16 protein-coding genes are annotated in these 18,027 nt (G+C 71.2%); 11 read left to right on the top strand and 5 right to left on the bottom strand.

Annotation, left to right across the window (positions count from 1 at the left end; all coding sequences use genetic code 11):
• Window positions 1-58 precede the first annotated feature (58 nt).
• A complete protein-coding gene (locus tag EJC51_RS06825; RefSeq protein ID WP_126270209.1) occupies window positions 59-2,119 on the top strand; it encodes a galactose-binding domain-containing protein in 2,061 nt (686 codons plus the stop codon).
• Between the two features lie 57 nt (window positions 2,120-2,176).
• Window positions 2,177-2,779, top strand: coding sequence for a TetR/AcrR family transcriptional regulator (locus tag EJC51_RS06820; protein ID WP_126270208.1), 603 nt, complete (start codon window positions 2,177-2,179; stop codon window positions 2,777-2,779).
• Here EJC51_RS06820 and EJC51_RS06815 read toward each other — a convergent pair.
• Window positions 2,776-4,158 (bottom strand): Tat pathway signal sequence domain protein, encoded by a 1,383-nt coding sequence (locus EJC51_RS06815; RefSeq protein ID WP_126270207.1) that lies wholly within the window; start codon window positions 4,156-4,158, stop codon window positions 2,776-2,778. The genes EJC51_RS06820 and EJC51_RS06815 overlap by 4 nt on opposite strands.
• A 167-nt stretch (window positions 4,159-4,325) precedes the next feature.
• Window positions 4,326-5,771, bottom strand: a complete 1,446-nt coding sequence (locus tag EJC51_RS06810) for a glyceraldehyde-3-phosphate dehydrogenase (protein ID WP_126276848.1) — start codon at window positions 5,769-5,771, stop codon at window positions 4,326-4,328.
• Window positions 5,772-5,964: 193 nt separating this feature from the next.
• Between EJC51_RS06810 and gndA the strand changes: the two genes are divergently transcribed.
• The 9 genes from gndA (at window position 5,965) to EJC51_RS06765 (ending at window position 15,608) form a co-directional block, all read left to right on the top strand.
• Window positions 5,965-7,404 carry an NADP-dependent phosphogluconate dehydrogenase gene (gndA, locus tag EJC51_RS06805; protein WP_126270206.1) on the top strand — a complete coding sequence of 480 codons (1,440 nt, stop codon included), beginning with the start codon at window positions 5,965-5,967 and terminating at the stop codon, window positions 7,402-7,404.
• Between the two features lie 253 nt (window positions 7,405-7,657).
• Complete coding sequence (locus EJC51_RS06800) at window positions 7,658-9,853, top strand: xanthine dehydrogenase family protein molybdopterin-binding subunit (RefSeq protein WP_126276847.1); 2,196 nt, start codon at window positions 7,658-7,660, stop codon at window positions 9,851-9,853.
• Window positions 9,854-9,870: 17 nt separating this feature from the next.
• Entirely contained in the window at window positions 9,871-10,329 is a 459-nt protein-coding gene (locus EJC51_RS06795) for a (2Fe-2S)-binding protein (RefSeq protein ID WP_126270205.1), read from the top strand.
• A 49-nt stretch (window positions 10,330-10,378) separates the two neighbouring features.
• Window positions 10,379-11,851, top strand: a complete 1,473-nt coding sequence (locus EJC51_RS06790; protein WP_126270204.1) for a purine-cytosine permease family protein — start codon at window positions 10,379-10,381, stop codon at window positions 11,849-11,851.
• Window positions 11,848-12,396 (top strand): cysteine hydrolase family protein, encoded by a 549-nt coding sequence (locus EJC51_RS06785; RefSeq protein ID WP_126270203.1) that lies wholly within the window; start codon window positions 11,848-11,850, stop codon window positions 12,394-12,396. Before EJC51_RS06790 ends, EJC51_RS06785 begins: the two co-directional genes overlap by 4 nt.
• Window positions 12,393-13,097 (top strand): Type 1 glutamine amidotransferase-like domain-containing protein, encoded by a 705-nt coding sequence (locus EJC51_RS06780; protein WP_126270202.1) that lies wholly within the window; start codon window positions 12,393-12,395, stop codon window positions 13,095-13,097. Before EJC51_RS06785 ends, EJC51_RS06780 begins: the two co-directional genes overlap by 4 nt.
• Before the next feature lie 10 nt (window positions 13,098-13,107).
• Window positions 13,108-13,776 (top strand): hypothetical protein, encoded by a 669-nt coding sequence (locus EJC51_RS06775; protein WP_244362533.1) that lies wholly within the window; start codon window positions 13,108-13,110, stop codon window positions 13,774-13,776.
• Window positions 13,777-13,869: 93 nt separating this feature from the next.
• Complete coding sequence (locus EJC51_RS06770; RefSeq protein WP_126270201.1) at window positions 13,870-15,099, top strand: acyl-CoA dehydrogenase family protein; 1,230 nt, start codon at window positions 13,870-13,872, stop codon at window positions 15,097-15,099.
• Between the two features lie 104 nt (window positions 15,100-15,203).
• The gene (locus EJC51_RS06765; RefSeq protein WP_126270200.1) at window positions 15,204-15,608 is read left to right on the top strand and encodes an SseB family protein; all 405 of its coding nucleotides are present in this window, start codon (window positions 15,204-15,206) and stop codon (window positions 15,606-15,608) included.
• A 249-nt stretch (window positions 15,609-15,857) separates the two neighbouring features.
• On the opposite strand, the gene EJC51_RS06760 is transcribed toward EJC51_RS06765, so the two are convergent.
• From EJC51_RS06760 to EJC51_RS06750, 3 genes are all read right to left on the bottom strand, one after another.
• Complete coding sequence (locus tag EJC51_RS06760; RefSeq protein WP_244362531.1) at window positions 15,858-16,847, bottom strand: AraC family transcriptional regulator; 990 nt, start codon at window positions 16,845-16,847, stop codon at window positions 15,858-15,860.
• A 265-nt stretch (window positions 16,848-17,112) separates the two neighbouring features.
• Complete coding sequence (locus tag EJC51_RS06755) at window positions 17,113-17,502, bottom strand: MarR family winged helix-turn-helix transcriptional regulator (RefSeq protein WP_126270199.1); 390 nt, start codon at window positions 17,500-17,502, stop codon at window positions 17,113-17,115.
• Between the two features lie 46 nt (window positions 17,503-17,548).
• Window positions 17,549-17,893 carry a VOC family protein gene (locus EJC51_RS06750; RefSeq protein WP_126270198.1) on the bottom strand — a complete coding sequence of 115 codons (345 nt, stop codon included), beginning with the start codon at window positions 17,891-17,893 and terminating at the stop codon, window positions 17,549-17,551.
• Between the last annotated feature and the right edge of the window lie 134 nt (window positions 17,894-18,027).

The raw sequence follows: 18,027 nt of genomic DNA, 5'->3' as shown, positions 1-18,027 counted from the left end.
CACAGATTTGCGCCGGTCATGACAAAGATGCATGGCCGCCGACCGAGGGACGTGGGTCATGACCAAGCCTCGACGCCCGTACGGCAGACGCAAACACGTCACCGTCGTGTCGCTCCTCCTCCTCGTGCTCGCCATCGCCCTCGGCCCCACCCCGAGTTCGGCGGCCGCGAGCGACTGGTGGAACCCGACCGCGCGTCCCGCGCCGGACGCGCAGATCAACGTCACCGGCGAGCCGTTCACCGGTACCGACTCCGCCGGTGAGGTACGGGGGTTCGTCGACGCCCACAACCACCTCTTCTCCAACGAGGCCTTCGGCGGCCGGCTCATCTGCGGCAAGGTCTTCTCCCCGCAGGGCGTCGCCGACGCGCTCAAGGACTGTCCCGAGCACTACCCCGACGGCACCCTCGCGATCTTCGACTACATCACCCACGGCGGCGACGGCAGGCACGACCCGGTCGGCTGGCCGACGTTCAAGGACTGGCCTGCGTACGACTCGATGACGCACCAGGCCAACTACTACGCCTGGCTCGAGCGCGCCTGGCGCGGCGGGCAGCGGGTGCTCGTCAACGACCTCGTCACCAACGGCGTGATCTGCTCGGTCTACCCCTTCAAGGACCGCAGTTGTGACGAGATGACCTCGATCAGGTTGCAGGCCAAGCTCACGTACCAGCTCCAGGACTACGTCGACGCGATGTACGGCGGCCCCGGCAAGGGCTGGTTCCGGATCGTCACCGACACCGCCCAGGCCCGGCAGGTGATCAAGGCGGGCAAGCTCGCCGTCATCCTCGGCGTCGAGACCTCCGAACCCTTCGGCTGCAAGCAGATCCTCGACATCCCGCAGTGCAGCAAGGCGGACATCGACAAGGGGCTCGACGAGCTCTACGACCTCGGCGTGCGCAGCATGTTCCTGTGCCACAAGCTCGACAACGCGCTGTGCGGCGTCCGCTTCGACGAGGGCGGGCTCGGAACGGCCATCAACGTCGGGCAGTTCCTGTCCACCGGCACCTTCTGGAAGACCGAGAAGTGCAAGGGCCCCCAGCACGACAACCCCATCGGCACCGCTCCCTCCGCCGCGGAGGCGGACCTGCCCGCGGGCACCGAGGTGCCGACCTACGACGCCGACGCGCAGTGCAACGTCCGCGGCCTCACCGACCTCGGTGAGTACGCCGTGAAGGGCATGATGCAGCGCAAGATGATGCTCGAGATCGACCACATGAGCGTCAAGGCCACCGGCCAGGCCCTCGACCTCTTCGAGGCCGCCGACTACCCGGGCGTGCTCTCCTCGCACAGCTGGATGGACCTCAACTGGACCGAACGCGTCTACTCCCTCGGCGGGTTCGTCGCCCAGTACATGCACGGCTCCGAGGGCTTCGTCGCCGAGGCCGCCCGCACCGACGCGCTGCGCGAGAAGTACGGCGTCGGCTACGGCTTCGGCACCGACTTCAACGGCGTCGGGGACCACCCCGGGCCGCGCGGCGCGAACACCTCGAACCCGGTGAAGTACCCGTTCAAGAGCGTCGACGGCGGCTCCGTCATCGACAAGCAGACCACCGGCTCACGCACCTTCGACTACAACACCGACGGCGGCGCCCACGTCGGCATGATCCCCGACTGGATCGAGGACATCCGCCAGGTCGGCGGGCAGGACGTCGTGAACGACCTCTTCCGGGGCGCCGAGTCCTACCTCGACACCTGGGGCGCCACCGAGCAGCACCAGGCCGGCGTCAACCTCGCCAAGGGGCGGACGGCGACGGCCAGTTCCTCGGAGTGGAACCCGTTCACCAGCTACCAGCCGGGCCGCGCCGCCGACGGCGACGACGGCACCCGCTGGGCCAGCGACTGGAGCGACGACCAGTCGTGGCAGGTGGACCTGGGCGCCACCCACCTCGTCTCCCGCGTCACGCTCGACTGGGAGCGGGCGTACGGCAAGTCGTACCGGATCGAACTGTCCACGGACGGCACGAACTGGACGACCGCCTGGTCCACCACCTCCGGCGACGGCGGCCTCGACACGGCCAAGTTCACCGGGACACCCGCCCGTTACGTCCGGGTCCACGGACTCGCCCGCGGCACCGACTGGGGATACTCGCTCTACGAGGTCGGCGTCCACAGCGCCTGACAGGACCTCCACGAGGTCGGCTTCACGGCGCCTGACACCACGACGGGGGACGCGCACATGGCACGCATGCCGTCGGCACAACGGCGTCGGCAGCTCACCGAGGCGGCGATCCGGGCGATGGCCCGGGACGGCGTGGCCCGGACCACGACCCGTTCCATCGCCGCCGAGGCGGGCGTCTCCCTGAGCGTCTTCCACTACTGCTTCGACTCCAAGCAGGAGCTGGTGGAGGCGGTCATCACGACCATCACCGACCACTACGTCGGCATCGTGAAGGAGGCCCTGAAACCCAGGGCCTCCCTGGAGGAGACGGTCCGGGCCGGCTTCCAGGCGTATTGGGACCATGTGCGCGCCCACCCCGACGAGCACATGCTCACCTACGAACTCACCCAGTACGCCCTGCGCCGGCCGGGGTTCGAGCATCTGGCGCGACGCCAGTACGAGCTCTACGGCGAGCTCTACACCGACATCATCGAGCAGCTGTCCACCGCCATGGGCTTCCAACTCCGCGTTCCGGTCCCGGCGTTGGCCCGGTATCTCGCCGTCATGACCGACGGCCTGACCCTCAACTACCTGGTCCTCGGCGACGAGGACGCCTGGACGGACATCCTCGACACCGTCACCGCCCATATCGCCGGGCTGGTCTCGCCGGACAGGCCCTAGGCGCGCAGCGGGTTCGTCCCGGTCGCCGCCAGCAGGTACCAGGCGGTCGCGCCCGTGTGCCGGTACGGGTAGTAGCCGAACCCGAAACCGGTGTCGAGCGGGCTGCTCGCCGACACGACGCCGGACCCGGCGGCCACCGGACGGGAGCCCAACGTCTGTCCGCCGCCCAGCAGTTCCTGGGCCCGCTCGACGGAGGCGAGGAGGTTCCGGGCGCGCTTCTCGTCCCCGGCGGCACAGCGGTCGCGAAGCGCGAGAGCCAGGTGGGCCGTGCCCTCGAACCACACGCCGTTGCGGTCCGGCTTGGGCTGGCCGGAGGCGATCGGGGCGTCCTCGTCGGCCAGCAGGCTGGCGGAGCTGAAGGTCACCCCCGCGTACGACTGGCCCGCCGGCACCGTGCTGTTGGGGCGGTCGGCCGAGTCCAGGACGGCGAGTTCACGTGCGGCCCAGTCCAACGATCCTGAGTGGGAAGGGGAGTTGAGGGCCAGGTGGGTCCAGGTCTGCGTGTCCTCGGGAATCGGGGACTTGTTGATCGTCACACCGTCGTTGGTGCCGGTGTAGAAGAAGCCGCCCTCCGGCTCCCACATCTTCTCGACGAACTTCCTGGCCACCGACCGCCGTTCCCGCCACACCCGGTCCCCGGTCAGTCGCGCGAGCTGTCCGAACAGGCCGACCAGGTCGGTGTTGTGCTCGGTCGAGGTGAAGGGCAGCTTCGCGTTCGCCCCGTCGACGCCGAACTTGAAGCCGCCGAGCGGCTCGTCGGTGCGGCCCACCCGGTCGATCCACTCACCGATCCGGACCGCGCCCACCAGGAACCGGCGCTCCCCGGTGCGCCGGGCGAGCGCGGCCAGCGCGATCCCGGCCCACGCCATGTCGCCCACGGCCGTACCGGTGAAGCCGAACTGCCGGCCGACGTTGGCCTTGCCGTCCGCCCGGACGAACCCGTCCGGCTGCGGGGAGCCGTCGTAGAAGGTGTACGGGCCCACGTTGTACGCCTGCCGCAGCCGGCCGTCGTCGTGGTCGGGGTCGTGGGCCTGCGCGTACAGGAGTGCGTCGCCGAGCACCGTGGCCCGGGACGTGCCGTCCGCCGACCGGCCCGCGAGCAGCGCCAGGATCGTCAGCGCGTTGTCGTAGGTGAACGCCGTGCTGAACAGGCCGGCTTGATCGGTGTAGCTCTGCGCCAGCCGGACCGTGCCGTGCTCCGGATAGGCGTCCATGGCGGCGGCGAGGAAGGCCTGTGCGTGATGCCGGGCGGCGCCCGGGCGCCGCGGCGCCGCTTCCGCCGTACCCCCACCGGCCGCGGTGAGGACCGCGGCGCCCGCGCCGAGTCCGGTCCCGATGAGTGCGCGACGGCTGAGTGCCGGGCCTTGGCTGCCGGTCATGGGTCTCCTAGGAGGGATGCACGAGAGATCTGAGAGCGCTCTCAAGAACGCGCGCGCTCATTCTGCTGTCACCGCTCGCCCCGGTCAACGGATGCGCGCCGACAGCGAGTTGAGGCACAGCAAAGCGGCCCCGGGAAAACCCGGGGCCGCTTCGTGAGGAACGTGGATCAGACCGCCGTCGACGGGAACGTCGGGTACTCCACCCCGGAGACGTGCTGCACGACCCGGATCACCTGGCAGGAGTAGCCGAACTCGTTGTCGTACCAGAGGTAGAGGATCGCGTTGTCGCCGTCGACCTTCGTCGCGCCGGCGTCGACGATCGACGCGTGGCGCGAGCCGACGAAGTCCATGGAGACGGCGTCGGGGGCGGTGGTGAAGTCGATCTGGCGCTTCAGCGGCGAGTTCAGCGAGACGTCGCGCAGGTAGCCGAGGACCTCCTCGCGGGTGGTCTCGCGGCCCAGCCGCAGGCTGAGGATGGCGATCGACACGTCCGGCACCGGCACGCGGATGGAGCTGCCGGTGATCGGGGCCTTGAGGTCGGGCAGGGCCTTGGCGACGGCCGAGGCGGCGCCCGTCTCCGTGATCACCATGTTGAGCGGCGCGGAACGGCCGCGGCGGTCGGCCTTGTGGTAGTTGTCCAGCAGGTTCTGGTCGTTGGTGAACGAGTGGACCGTCTCGACATGGCCGCGCAGCACGCCGTACTCGTCGTCCATCGCCTTCAGCGGCGGCACGATCGCGTTGGTGGTGCAGGACGCGCAGGACAGGATCTGCTCGTCCGGCTTCACGGTGTCGTGGTTGACGCCGTGCACGATGTTCGGGACGTCGCCCTTGCCGGGCGCGGTGAGCACGACCTTGTCGATACCGGGACGCAGGTGCTGCGAGAGGCCCTCGCGGTCGCGCCACTTGCCGGTGTTGTCGATGAGGATCGCGTTCTTGACGCCGTACGCCGTGTAGTCGACCTCGGACGGGTCGTTGGCGTAGATCACCTTGATGGCGTTGCCGTTGGCGGTGATCGTGTCGGTCGCCTCGTCGACGGTGATCGTGCCCTGGAACTGGCCGTGGATCGAGTCGCGGCGCAGCAGCGAGGCGCGCTTGACGAGGTCCTGGTCACCGCCGCCGCGGACCACGATGGCGCGCAGCCGCAGGCCGTTGCCGGAGCCGGACTTCTCGATGAGCAGGCGGGCGACGAGGCGGCCGATGCGGCCGAAGCCGTACAGGACGACGTCGCGGCCCTCGCCGCGCTCGATCTTGTTGGCGCCGGTGGCACCGGCGACGGCCTCCGCGGTGAAGGCCTCGACCGTCAGGCCGCGGTCGTCGGCGCGGTAGGTCGCGGCGAGCATGCCGATGTCGATCTGGGACGGGCCGAGGTCCAGGGTGGTGAGCGCCTGGAGGAAGGGCAGCGTCTCGGTGACCGACAGCTCCTCGCCGGCGATCTGCCGGGCGAAGCGGTGGGTCTTGAGGATGCTGACCACCGACTTGTTCACCAGGGAGCGGCTGTGCAGCAGGACGGTGACGTCCCGCTCGCGGTGCAGCTTCCCGATGATCGGGATCATCGACTCCGCGATCTCCTCGCGGGTCTTCCAGTTGGTGAACGAGTCCTCGTTGACAGTCACAAGATCCATCTTTCGAGCTAGGCAGCGCTCATATGTTAACCACATGTTCGTCTGCCCCTTCGGACGGGGTGGGGCGAAGGCGGCTGACGGTTTCGGCGGAGGGCATCGAGAAGAACCGGCCCGCCGCCCGTACCAGCGGGCACAGGGCCGCGTGCCCCGCCAGACCACGCCACCGATCCAAGGGACGGACCACATGAACGCAAGCGCATCCATCGGTGTCACCGGACTGGGCGTGATGGGCCGCAACCTGGCGCGGAACTTCGCCCGCCACGGGGCCACGGTCGCCGTCCACAACCGCTCGGCCGGACGGACCCGCGCACTGGTCCAGGAGTTCGGGCACGAGGGCACCTTCGTGGCCGCCGAGTCGGCCGAGGAGTTCGTCGCCGCGCTCGAACGCCCTCGGAAGCTGATCATCATGGTGCAGGCCGGCCCCGCCACCGACGCGGTCATCGAGGAGTTCGTCCCGCTCCTCGACGCCGGCGACATCGTCGTCGACGGCGGCAACGCCCACTTCGCCGACACCCGCCGCCGCGAGGCCGCCCTGCGCGAGCGCGGCCTGCACTTCGTCGGCACCGGCATCTCCGGCGGCGAGGAGGGCGCACTCAACGGCCCCTCCGTGATGGTCGGCGGGTCCACGGAGTCGTACGCCGTGCTCGGCCCCCTCTTCGAGGGCATCAGCGCACACGTCGACGGCGAGCCCTGCGCCGCCCACATCGGCACCGACGGCGCCGGGCACTTCGTGAAGATGGTCCACAACGGCATCGAGTACGCCGACATGCAGCTCATCGCCGAGGCGTACGACCTGCTGCGCCAGGTCGCCGGGTACACGCCGGCCGAGATCGCGGCGGTCTTCCGCCGGTGGAACGCGGGCCGCCTCGGCTCGTACCTCATCGAGATCACCGCCGAGGTCCTCGCCCACACCGACCAGGCCACCGGCGCGCCCTTCGTCGACGTCGTCGCGGACGCCGCGGGCCAGAAGGGCACCGGCCGCTGGACGGTCCAGACGGCGCTGGACCTCGCGTCCCCGGTCACCGCGGTGGCCCAGGCCACGTTCGCCCGCGCGGCCTCCGGACAGTCCGACCTGCGCGCCGCGTACCGAGGCCTGCCGGGCGGCACCACCCCGCCGCTGAGCCGCACCGAGGCCGAGCGCTTCACCTCCCAGGTGGAGCACGCGCTGTACGCCTCCAAGGTCATCGCCTACGACCAGGGCTGGACGATGATCCAGGACGCCGCCGCGGAGTACGGCTGGAAGATCGACCTCGGCGCCGTCGCCCGCATCTGGCGCGGCGGCTGCATCATCCGGGCCGCCTTCCTGGACCGCATCCGCGCGGCCTACGCCGCCGACCGGGACCTGGTCAGCCTGCTCGGCGAGATGGAGTTCGCCATGGAGATCACCGACGCCCAGGTCCCCTGGCGGGAGACGGTCGCCTCCGCGACCCGCCGGGGCATCCCCGTCCCGGCCATCTCCGCGGCCCTGGCCCACTACGACACCCTCCGCGCCGAACGCCTCCCCGCCGCCCTCCTCCAGGCCCAGCGCGACTACTTCGGCGCCCACACGTACGCCCGCGTGGACCGCCCCGGCCAGTTCCACACCCACTGGGCCACCCCCGGCCGACCGGAGACGACGAACTGACGACGGCCCCCGCCGCCGCTCGGCCCGGGCCGACAAGGTCCGGGCACCGCACCCGCCCTCGGCCGCCCTCCCCACGTCCCCGGAGAGCCACACGGACGGTCGAAGTGGCGTTGCGACGGCCGGTGTTCAAGAGGAGATGCGCCCGCGACGCAACCGATGCCCGCACAGCACCCTCCTATCTGCTGAACCAACCGCACACACAGGACGTTCACAGGGGGAGTGCGCCGTGGCAGAGCTGTCCCGCCGCCGGTTCGTGGTCTACACGCTGGCGGCGTCCACGCTGACCGTCGCGGCCCCGCTCGGCTGCGACGCGCCGGCGGCCGAGGGCGCGACCGCCCGGCGATCCGACGTCGTCGTGACCGGCACCGACGACGAGATGCTGGTCCTGGAGATCACCCGGGACAACAAGGTCGTCGTACGCCTGCCGCGCGTCGAGGTCGGCCAGGGCGTCACCACCGCCGTCGCCATGATGATCGCCGAGGAACTCGACGCCCGGCTCACCGACGTCGACATCCCGCTGGCCGAGGCCCGGACCAAGGGCAACCAGTACACCGGCGGCTCCAACTCGGTCAGTTCGCTCTACGGCCCCGCCCGCAACCTCGCCGCCACGGCCCGCGCCCGGCTCGTCACCGCCGCGGCGCGCCGCTGGCGGCTGCCCGCGCGCGTGCTGCGCACCCGGGACACCATGGTCGTCGCCCCGGACGGCCGCACCGCCACCTTCGGCTCGCTCACCGAGACCGCCGCCCGGGTCCGTCGCCCCCGCGTGTCCAGCAAGCCCAAACCGGCGTCCCGGCACCGCGTGATCGGACACCCGACGACCCGCATCGACGCCCACGACATCGTCACCGGCCGTGCGCGCTACACCGGGGACCTGTCGGCGGCCGCGGCGAAGCCGACCGTGGTGGCCCGCCCGCCCACGCTCGGCGGCAAGGTCGTCTCGGTGGACGACCGCGCGGCCCGAGCCCTGCCCGGCGTCCTGGAAGTGGTCAGGATTCCCGGGGGAGTCGCCGTGGTCGCGGAGTCCTTCCACTACGCCTTCAAGGCACGGGACGCCCTGAGGATCACCTGGTCCGACGGACCGTTGGCGGAGCTGTCCGACGCGGCCATCCGCTCGCGGCTGCGAGCCGCGGTCCCGCCCCTCGGCAGACCGCCGCGCGGATCGGCCCAGTTGGAGGAGCGGTTCGAGTTCGCCTTCGTCGGCCACGCCCCGATGGAGGTCCTCACCGCCGTCGCGGACGTACGGGCCCGCCGTGCCGAGATCTGGTTCTCCTCCCAGTCGCCGATGGGCGCGCGGGAGGACATCGCCTCGGCCGTCGGGCTGCCGGCGTCCGCCGTACGCGTCCATGTCGTGCGCGGCGGCGGCTCGTTCGGGCGCCGGCTGGACCACGACGCGGCCATGGAAGCGGCCCTCATCTCCAAGAAGGCACACCTCCCGGTGAAGCTGATGTGGAGCCGCGCCGACGACATCAAGCACGGCCGGATGCGCCCCGCCTTCCAGCACCGCATCCGGGTCAGCCACGCCCAGGGGCGGGTCGTCGCCTTCGCCCACGCGACGGCCTCGGTGAGCGAGGCGTGGGAGGGGAAGTCCGCGCTGGGCGGCACCAGGGGAGTCGTCACCTCCGCGCAGGGCGGCACCAGGGGAGTCGTCACCTCCGCGCGGGGCGGGACCGCAAGGGGCGCCACTTCGGCGCGGGGCGGGACCGTACGGGGCGCCACCTCGGCGCGGGGCGGCATCACCGCCGCCGCCACCTCCCCGCTCCCCAGCGACAGCGGCCTCTACAACTTCGGGAAACTGTCCGGGGATTCGGGCTCCGTCGAGCTGGCGATGCCGCTCGGCGCCTGGCGGTCGGTGGATTCCGGGACCGTGCGGACGGCCGAGGAGATCGTCGTCGACGAGATCGCCCGGACCCTGGGCAAGGACCCGGTGGCGTTCCGCCGTACGACACTGCGCGGCAAGGCGGTCAGAGCGGTCCTCGACAAGGTCGCCACCGCCGGACAGTGGGGGCGGACGATGCCCGCCGGACAGGCCCAGGGCGTCGCCGTCCACGAGGAGTACGGGTCCTGCGTGGCCTGCCTGGTCGAGATCGACGCCGTCGACCCCGAGAACCCGCGGGTCACCAAGGTCGTGATGGCGGCCGACGTCGGGACGGCCGTCAACCCGCGCGGACTGGAGGCCCAGCTCATGGGCACGGCGGTCGACGGCATCTCCACGATCCTGCGGGCCGGCCTCCACATCGACCGGGGTGCCGTCCGCGAGAGCAGCTACGCCGACTTCCACTGGGCCCGCCAACGCCACGCCCCCCTCCACTTCGAGGCCCACATCCTCCCCACGGGCGGCGAGCCGGGCGGCGCCGGTGAACTCGGCGTCCCCGCGGCGGCCGGCGCCGTCGCCAACGCCTACGCCCGCGCCACCGGCACCAAACCCCGTCGCTTCCCCCTCAACTTCTGATCGATGGAAGGCCTCTGATGCCCCGTCACACCTTCGTCCTGAACGGCAGACATGTCACCGTCGACGCCCCCGACGACATGCCGCTGCTGTGGGTGCTGCGCGACCTGCTGGACGTCACCGGCCCCAAGTACGGCTGCGGTGTCGGTGTCTGCCGCGCCTGTACGAGCCATCTCGACGGCGCCGAGATACAGCCCTGCGTCGTCCCCGTCGCCGACTGCGCCCGGCGCGAGGTCACCACCATCGAGGGCCTCGCCGACGGCGACACCCTGCACCCCGTGCAGCAGGCCTGGCTCGACTGCGACGTCTCCCAGTGCGGGTTCTGCCAGCCAGGGCAGATCATGGCCGCGGCCGCCCTGCTGAAGAGGACGCCCGAGCCGACCGACGCCGACATCGACGCCATCGAGAACGTGTGCCGCTGCGGGACGTACTCCCGTATCCGGGAGGCGATCAAGAAGGCGGCGACCGCCGGAGACTGAGTCACCTGGGTAAGGTCCACTCAGCCTCAAGTGGACAGGTAGGTCGCTGATGACGAACGCCCGGGAATCCCTCGACAACAGCCCGAGACAGCTCCAGGTGGAGACGCACGGCCTCGACGTGATCGGCGACGCCGAACGCAAGGGCACCCCGCGGACGCTGTTCTGGCCGTGGTTCGGTGCCAATGTCTCCATCCTGGGACTGAGCTACGGCGCCTTCGCGCTCGGCTTCGGCATCTCCTTCTGGCAGGCCCTGATCGCCGGCGTCATCGGCATCGTCTTCTCCTTCCTGCTGTGCGGCTTCGTCGCCGTCGCGGGCAAACGCGGCTCCGCCCCGACGATGGTGCTCAGCCGGGCCGCGTACGGCGTCCGTGGCAACCGGCTGCCGTCGGTGATCTCCTGGGTGCTCACGGTCGGCTGGGAGACGGTCCTGTGCGCCCTCGCCACCCTGGCCACCGCGACCGTCTTCGACCGGCTCGGCTGGGGCGGCGGCACCGGGACCCAGGTGGTCGCCCTGATCGTGGTCGCCGGGCTCACCGTCGTCGGCGGGGTCATGGGCTTCGACGTGATCATGCGGCTTCAGACCCTGATCACCGTGGTCACGGGGGTGCTGACGGTCGTGTACGTGTGTCTCGTCGCCGACCACATCCACTGGAGCACCGTCAGTGACCTCCCGGCGGGCTCCGCGCAGGAGTTCATCGGCGCGCTGGTGTTCATGATGACCGGCTTCGGCCTCGGCTGGGTCAACGCCGCCGCGGACTACTCCCGCTATCTGCCACGCACCTCGTCGAGCCGGGGCGTGATCGGCTGGACGACGTTCGGCGCGTCGGTGGCACCGCTGCTCCTGCTGGTGTTCGGGCTGCTCCTCGCGGGCTCGTCGACCGCTCTGAACGCGGCCGTCGCCGCCGACCCCATCGGCGCGCTGACCACGATCCTGCCGACGTGGTTCCTGGTCCCGTTCGCCGTGGTGGCGGTGCTGGGCCTGGTCGGCGGCGCGGTCCTGGACATCTACTCGTCCGGCCTGGCGCTGCTGTCGGCGGGCCTGCGCATCCCGCGCCCGCTGGCCGCCCTCGTCGACGGCGTGCTCATGATCGCGGGCGCCGTCTACATCGTCTTCTTCGCCGACGACTTCCTGGGGCCGTTCATGGGCTTCCTGACCACCCTCGGCGTCCCGATCGCCGCGTGGTGCGGCATCCTGCTCGCGGACGTCCTGCTCCGCCGCCGCGACTACGCGGAGCCCGACCTCTACCGCCCCGACGGCCGCTACGGCGACGTCCCCCTGACGCCCCTGCTCCTCACGCTGGCCGCGACCGCCGTCGGCTGGGGCCTGGTCACCAACGCGTCCGCGGACTGGCTGACATGGCAGGGTTATCTCCTCGACCCGCTGGGCCTGGGCGGCAAGTCGGGCGCCTGGGCCTACGCCAACCTGGGCGTCCTCGCGGCGCTGGCGCTGGGCTTCCTGGGCACGCTCACGCTGCGCCGAGGACGGGTGCGTGAGCAGGAGGCGCAGGTGAGCGCCGTATGACCACCGGCCATCTGACGGTCATCGACATGCAGCGCGTCTTCGCCGACCCGGACAGCCCCTGGGCCACTCCGCGGTTCGCCGAGGCCGCGCAGGGCGTACGACGCCTGCTGCCGGCCTTCGGCGACCGGGTGACGTTCACCCGCTTCGTGGCCCCGGAGCGGCCGACCGGCGCCTGGCGGGCCTACTACGAACAGTGGCCGTTCGCCCTGCAACCCCCGGACGCCCCCCTCTGGTACCTGACGGACGACTTCGCGACCACCGCCGCCCACGTCCTCGACGCCCCGACGTTCGGCAAATGGACCCCGCAACTGGCCGCACGCGCGGGCCTGCAAGGGCCCCTCTACCTCACCGGCGTCAGCACCGACTGCTGCGTCCTGTCCACGGCGCTCCCGGCGGCGGACGCGGGTGTGGAGGTGGTGGTCGTCGCCGACGCGTGCGCGGGAGCGGACGACGACTCCCACACGAAGGCGTTGCAGCTGCTGAGCCTGTACCGACCGCTGGTGAGGGTGAGCACGGTCGCGGAAGTCCTGGCGGACAGGACATGAGTCAAGCCCGGGTGGCCCTGCTCGGCGGCGGCTTCTCCACGGACGACGACGCCCTCCTGGACGACTGGATACTCACTCACGCCCGCACGTCCCGGCCCCGGGTGTGCTTCCTGCCGACGGCGAGCGGGGACGCGGCGGGGTACGCGGAGAGGTTCCTCGCCGCCTTCGAAGCGCGCCGGAACTGCGCCCCTTCCGTCCTGTCCCTCTTCCGCAGAGAGCTCGACGACGAGGCGCTGCGCAGCCGGCTGCTGGCGCAGGACGTGATCTACGTGGGCGGCGGCAACACGGCGAACCTCCTCGCGGTCTGGCGCACCCACGGAGTGGACCGGCTGCTCCGTGAGGCATGCGACCGCGGCACCCTGCTCTGCGGTATCAGCGCGGGCGCCAACTGCTGGGCGCAGGCCTCCCACACGGACTCCTTCGGCCCGCTCACGGCCCTGCCCGACGGCCTCGGCCTCCTGACCGGCTCGGTCTGCCCGCACTACGACTCCGAACCGGGCCGCCGCCTCTCCTATCAGCGGTCCGTGGCCACCGGCGCGCTCCCCGACGGATGGGCACTGGAGGACGGAACAGGCGCGCTCTTCACGGACGGCCTGGTCACGGAGGTCGTGACGCGAGACCCGGCCGCCCGGGTGTACCGCGTCGAACGGGACGGAGCGGGCGGTGTCCGGGAGCGGCCTCTGGCGGGCCGGCTGCTGTGAGACTGTCCGGGTGATCGAGCCCAGACCCGTTGTGTCCGCCGACGAGATGCACGCCCATCTCGTCGACCAGTTGAACCATGCCCTCACCCGCCCCGGGATGTTCGGCGGCGAGTCCGCGATCCTGATGCTCGTCGAACACCTTCTCTTCATGGAGGGGGAGCCCGGGTCCCGCTGGGACGTGGTGATCCAACCCCTGCGTGAGCGGGGCGCGTTCAGCGCCGTCGGCGTCAAGGGCGTCTTCCGCGACCTGATCCGGGGCAGCGACGACCACGACGTGGGCTCGGTGCACGCCGAGTTCGCCCACCGGCGTGGCTGGCTCAAGCCGGACCGGCTCCTCGACTCCCGTACCCATCAGGCGCTCCTGGACCGGGTCCGCGACTGGGCCGCCGAGGACAGGCAATGGGCGGACGTCGTCGCCGAGTTCGGGGAGCCGTCGATCCTCTTCGGCGGCACCAACCCGAGGTACGGCAAGACCCTCGCCTACGTCAGCGAGGACCGCGACCACCCGATGGTGTTCTTCCACCTCTGGAACGGCAACCTGGATCAGGCGTCCCCCGTGTGGGAACCGGCGTACGAGCAACCCGTCCTGTGGGCCGTGCGCTTCGGTGACGCGCACTTCGACGAGGCCTTCGTCCGCACCCCCGCCGGACACCGCCTCCGCCCCCGGCATCCGGCGTAGTTGGCGTTATCCAGTGGGTACAGAGCGGCGGTTGCCGTGTTCAATCACACGTATCGCGACCCGTTCGGACGTCCCCACACGTCAGGAGGCACCGTGATCGCCGCTCCCGAACCGGAACTCACCGCGGAAGACATCATCGAACGGGCCGTGCGGCTGCGGCCCGTGCTGCTCGAACGCCAGCCGGAGACCGAGCGGCTGACGCACTACCCGAAGGACACCCACGAGGACTTCCTGCGGGCCGGCTTCTACCGGATGCTCCAGCCGCGCCGGTACGGCGGATACGAGTTCGGCCTGCCCGTCTTCTACCGCGTGGTCACCGAGATCGCCCGCGGCTGCCCCTCCACCGGCTGGTCCCTGTCCCTCACCGCCGCCCACGTCCTCCAGGTCGCCGGGTACTTCGAGGAGCGGGCCCAGGACGAGATCTTCGGCGCCGGCGGCGACTTCAGGGCGGCGTCGACCGTCGCTCCCGTCGGCGTCGCCCGCCCCGACGGCGACGGCCACGTCGTCCTCGACGGCACCTGGCCGTACTCCTCGGGCGCCCCCTACTCCACGCACTACCTCGGCCAGACCCTGGCGGCCGGTGATCCGCCGGGCCCCGTGCTGCTGTTCGTCGCCCCGCGCTCGGCGTTCACCGTGCTCGACGACTGGCACGGCGTCCTCGGCCTGCGCGGCAGCGGCTCCCACAGCGTCCACATGGAGAACGCCCGCGTCCCCGCGTACTTCACCCGCGAGGCCAACCTCGTCGACCTGCCCGTCGAGGGCGGCAGCACCGGCTCGAAGCTGCACGGCAACCCGATGTACGCCCATCGGGCGCCGAGTTTCTACCACGGCGAACTGGCCGCCGTCATGACCGGCATCGGATACGCGGCGGCGGACGAGTACGCGCGCATCCTGTCCGGCCGCCCCCTCCTCCTGGAGCCCGACCGCACCCGCGCCGACCTGCACGACTACCAGCGCCACCTCGGCGAGGCACTCGGGCTGATCCGTACCGCGGAGGCGGCGCTCCAGCACACGGCCGCGGACTGGATGGAGACCTGCCGCCGCGGTGTCGCCGGCGAAGCGCCCTTCAGCATGGCGGAGGACAACCGGCTCGCCCTGATGTTCCTCAACGCCGGACGCCTGGCCTGGGACGCCGTGCAGAACATCCTCTTCCGCACGGCCGGCTCCCGGCACGCCCGCGACGGCGAGCGCATGCAGCGCTACTTCCGGGACGCCGCCACGTACTGGACGCATGTCGGCCCCAGCATGGCCGAACCCCTCTTCCGCAGGGTCGGCTGCGACCGCCTCGGCCTGCCCTCGGACCACATCCCGCTGATTCCCTGATCCACGGAGGAATGTCACACTCCGGATCGGGTACGTGAGCAGGACCGCGCCCGGGACCGAGCACCCGGGCGAGCCGTACGACCACCGCTACCAGGGGATTCACCATGGACACACCCGCGCACGACAACACCACGCCGGCCCGGCGGGCGCTGGACGCGCTGGCCGAGAACACCGAGGACACGGTGGCGCTGGACACGCTGGTGAGCAGTGACGTCCTCGTGCCGGTGCCGGACGACGCCAGCGAGGAGGACGCCGACGACCCCTCGGCGGTGGCGCTGCCGGTCATCGAGCAGCCCGGCGGTGACCCGGTGGTGCCGGTGTTCACCTCGGAGGACGAGATGGCCGGGCTGCTGCCCTTCGTCTCCCGCTACCGGCTGGTGCCGCTGGGCGCACTCGCCGCCGAGTGGCCGACCGACGATCTGGCCCTCACCATCGACGCCGCGTCCGCGCACCCGCTGACGCTCACCTCGGAGGGCGTGCGCACCCTGCTGGGCCGCTCGCACGGCTGACCGGGGGAGGGGCCCGGCCACCGGTGACGGAGGGGGAGCGGCCGGGCCCGGTGGACGGAGCGCGGGCCGCCTCCCGCTGCCGCGCTCCGGACGACGGTGAGGCGCCGCTGGGGGAGGAACGGCGCCGACTCCGCTCCTCCCCGGACGTCCACGATCGACGTGATGTGACGATATGACCACGGAGCGGTGGCGTCGCTCCGGGTTGCGCGGCACCTGTCCGCAAAACGCGGAGGATTGCGGCGGACCGGGTCACGTACCGCGCAGCGTGCGCGAGGGCGTCTCACCGAACCGCTCCCGGTACCGCGCCGCGAAGCGGCCCAGATGCGCGAACCCCCACCGGTGCGCCACGTCCGACACGGTCGTCACCCCCGGCCCCGAGGCCCGCAGCTCGGCGTACACCCGTTGCAGGCGTACGTCGTCCACGTACGCCATCGGCGACATTCCGACGTGCCTGCGGAACGCCTCCTGGAGCGTGCGCACACTGACCTGCGCGATCCCCGCCAGCCGGGCGGCGTCGTACGCCTCGGCCGGCCGCTCCTGTACGGCGTCCATCACCCGCTTGACCGAGGCGGGCCGCATCGGTGGCGGCGCGGGAGCCTGAAGTTCCTCCCGGTAGCTGTGCTCGGCCGCCAGCAACACCCCTTCGAGCAGGGTCTGTTCAATGCGCGAGCGGATCAGAGGACGCTCCAGCAGCCCGAGCGAGGTGTCCTTCTCCAGCAGCGCCCAGGTGGCCAACTGCGCCCAGCTGCGGCCGGGTCCGTCCCGCACGTCGACCGACGGCCCGAAGACCGGCGGGCGGGACAACGGCCGGTCGAGCAGGGACTCGAGCGTGTGATGGAGGGCCTGTTTGCCGATCTTCACGGTGAGTGCCTGGCAGTCGGGGGACCAGGCGTCGATCCGGATGTGCCGGGACGGATCGAAGAAGACGGCGCTGCCCGTCGTCGCGAACACGACGTCCCCGCGCCCCTGTTGGACGCTGAAGCACCCCCGTACCGGAACGGCTATGTGATAGGCGCCGGGCTCGGCGAAACCGCAGCGGATCTCGGTGCCGAAACAGACGTCGCCGACCGTGAGCGAGCCGAGGTCCAGCACGCTCAGACTCGTCGCGAAGTCCTCGGTGGGACCGACGACCTGTAGATCCAGGTCGTAGTAGTGGGCCGCGATCGCCTCGTGCGCCTCCTCCAGGGAGCGCGTCGCGTACGAGCTGAAGTCGGCCGCCCGGCCCGGTACCACGGTCACTGCGGATTCTCCGATCTGTGCGCGCAGTACTCCGTTCAGCATGGCCACGCGCGCGACCGGGCACACCCCGTCCGCTTCCGTTTTTCACAGCCTCTTCTCAGCGGCGGGGATTCCGCGAGGATTCAGCGCCCGTCCCGGGGCTCGGCGGCTGCCGATGCCACGGTGTTCGACTGCTTCCCGGCCAAGGAGGACCTCGACCGTGACCCGGTCGAAGCGACCGGTCCCCGATCCTGCGGGCGGCGCCATCCGCGCCCGGAGCCGAGTCTCAGTCGCCCAGCATGCGCCCCAGCGCCTCCCGCTGGAGCGGCAGGACCTCGGCATGCAGATCGCGCCCCTTGCGGGTCAGCGCCACCCACACGCCACGCCGGTCCTCCACGCAGACGGAGCGCTCCACCAGACCGTCCTTCTCCAGCCGGCCGATCAGCCGGGAGAGCGCACTCTGGCTGAGATGGACCCGCCCGACCAGGTTCTGCACCCGGCACAGGTCGCCCTCCGCCGGGGCCTCGGCGGCGAGGAGGTCGAGCACCTCGAAGTCGCTCGCGCCGAGCCCGTGCGGGTGCAGCACCCGGTCGATCTCGCACATCGTGCGGGCGTGGACCGCCAGGATGTCCCGCCACTGTTCCTCGAGCCGGGTGCCGGCCGCGTTCACTGCCATGCCCCCATGTTAATGCGCATGCATCCATATCGGGGCAGGGGCGGCCTCAGCTGTCCTGGGTGATGCCGATGAGGTTGCCGTCCGGGTCCTTCACGGAGGCGATCAGCTTGCCGCCGCCGACGTCCGTGACGTCCTGGAGCAGCTCGGCTCCCGCGTCCAGCAGCCCGGCGAGACGGGCCCGGATGTCGTCCACGTGCCAGTACGGGACCGGGCCGGTCATGCCCCGCGCGTGCCCGTTGGGGTCGAGACCCACGTCCTGACCGGCGTCCTTGAAGCCGACGTAGTACGCCTCGTCGGCATACGGCTCGGTCTGCAGCAGGGCGCTGAAGACAGCCTTCGCGCGGGCGACGTCCTTGACGGGGTAGATGATGGTCTTCAGTCCGGCGGTCATGGTGTGCTCCTCCGTGGGGATTCCGTCCGGGTTTTCGGCGGTGGTTTCACCGTAGGACGGGGGAGGGGGAACCGCTTCTCCGATCCTGACCGCTTGCCGGGAGGGGCACGGGCCGCCGTACGAGGAAGGGGCGC

The organism is Streptomyces aquilus, from assembly GCF_003955715.1.
GTDB lineage: Bacteria > Actinomycetota > Actinomycetes > Streptomycetales > Streptomycetaceae > Streptomyces > Streptomyces aquilus.
Note: the sequence above shows the minus strand (reverse complement) of the source record. Positions and strands in the feature narration are given on the sequence as shown.

Bases quoted from the DNA above. Each gene is read 5' to 3' on its own strand.
- EJC51_RS06825 (WP_126270209.1), top strand. From the start codon at position 59: ATGACCAAGCCTCGACGCCCGTACGGCAGACGCAAACACGTCACCGTC.
- EJC51_RS06820 (WP_126270208.1), top strand. From the start codon at position 2,177: ATGGCACGCATGCCGTCGGCACAACGGCGTCGGCAGCTCACCGAGGCG.
- EJC51_RS06815 (WP_126270207.1), bottom strand. From the start codon at position 4,158: ATGACCGGCAGCCAAGGCCCGGCACTCAGCCGTCGCGCACTCATCGGG.
- gndA (WP_126270206.1), top strand. From the start codon at position 5,965: ATGAACGCAAGCGCATCCATCGGTGTCACCGGACTGGGCGTGATGGGC.
- EJC51_RS06795 (WP_126270205.1), top strand. From the start codon at position 9,871: ATGCCCCGTCACACCTTCGTCCTGAACGGCAGACATGTCACCGTCGAC.
- EJC51_RS06790 (WP_126270204.1), top strand. From the start codon at position 10,379: ATGACGAACGCCCGGGAATCCCTCGACAACAGCCCGAGACAGCTCCAG.
- EJC51_RS06785 (WP_126270203.1), top strand. From the start codon at position 11,848: ATGACCACCGGCCATCTGACGGTCATCGACATGCAGCGCGTCTTCGCC.
- EJC51_RS06780 (WP_126270202.1), top strand. From the start codon at position 12,393: ATGAGTCAAGCCCGGGTGGCCCTGCTCGGCGGCGGCTTCTCCACGGAC.
- EJC51_RS06765 (WP_126270200.1), top strand. From the start codon at position 15,204: ATGGACACACCCGCGCACGACAACACCACGCCGGCCCGGCGGGCGCTG.
- EJC51_RS06755 (WP_126270199.1), bottom strand. From the start codon at position 17,502: ATGGCAGTGAACGCGGCCGGCACCCGGCTCGAGGAACAGTGGCGGGAC.
- EJC51_RS06750 (WP_126270198.1), bottom strand. From the start codon at position 17,893: ATGACCGCCGGACTGAAGACCATCATCTACCCCGTCAAGGACGTCGCC.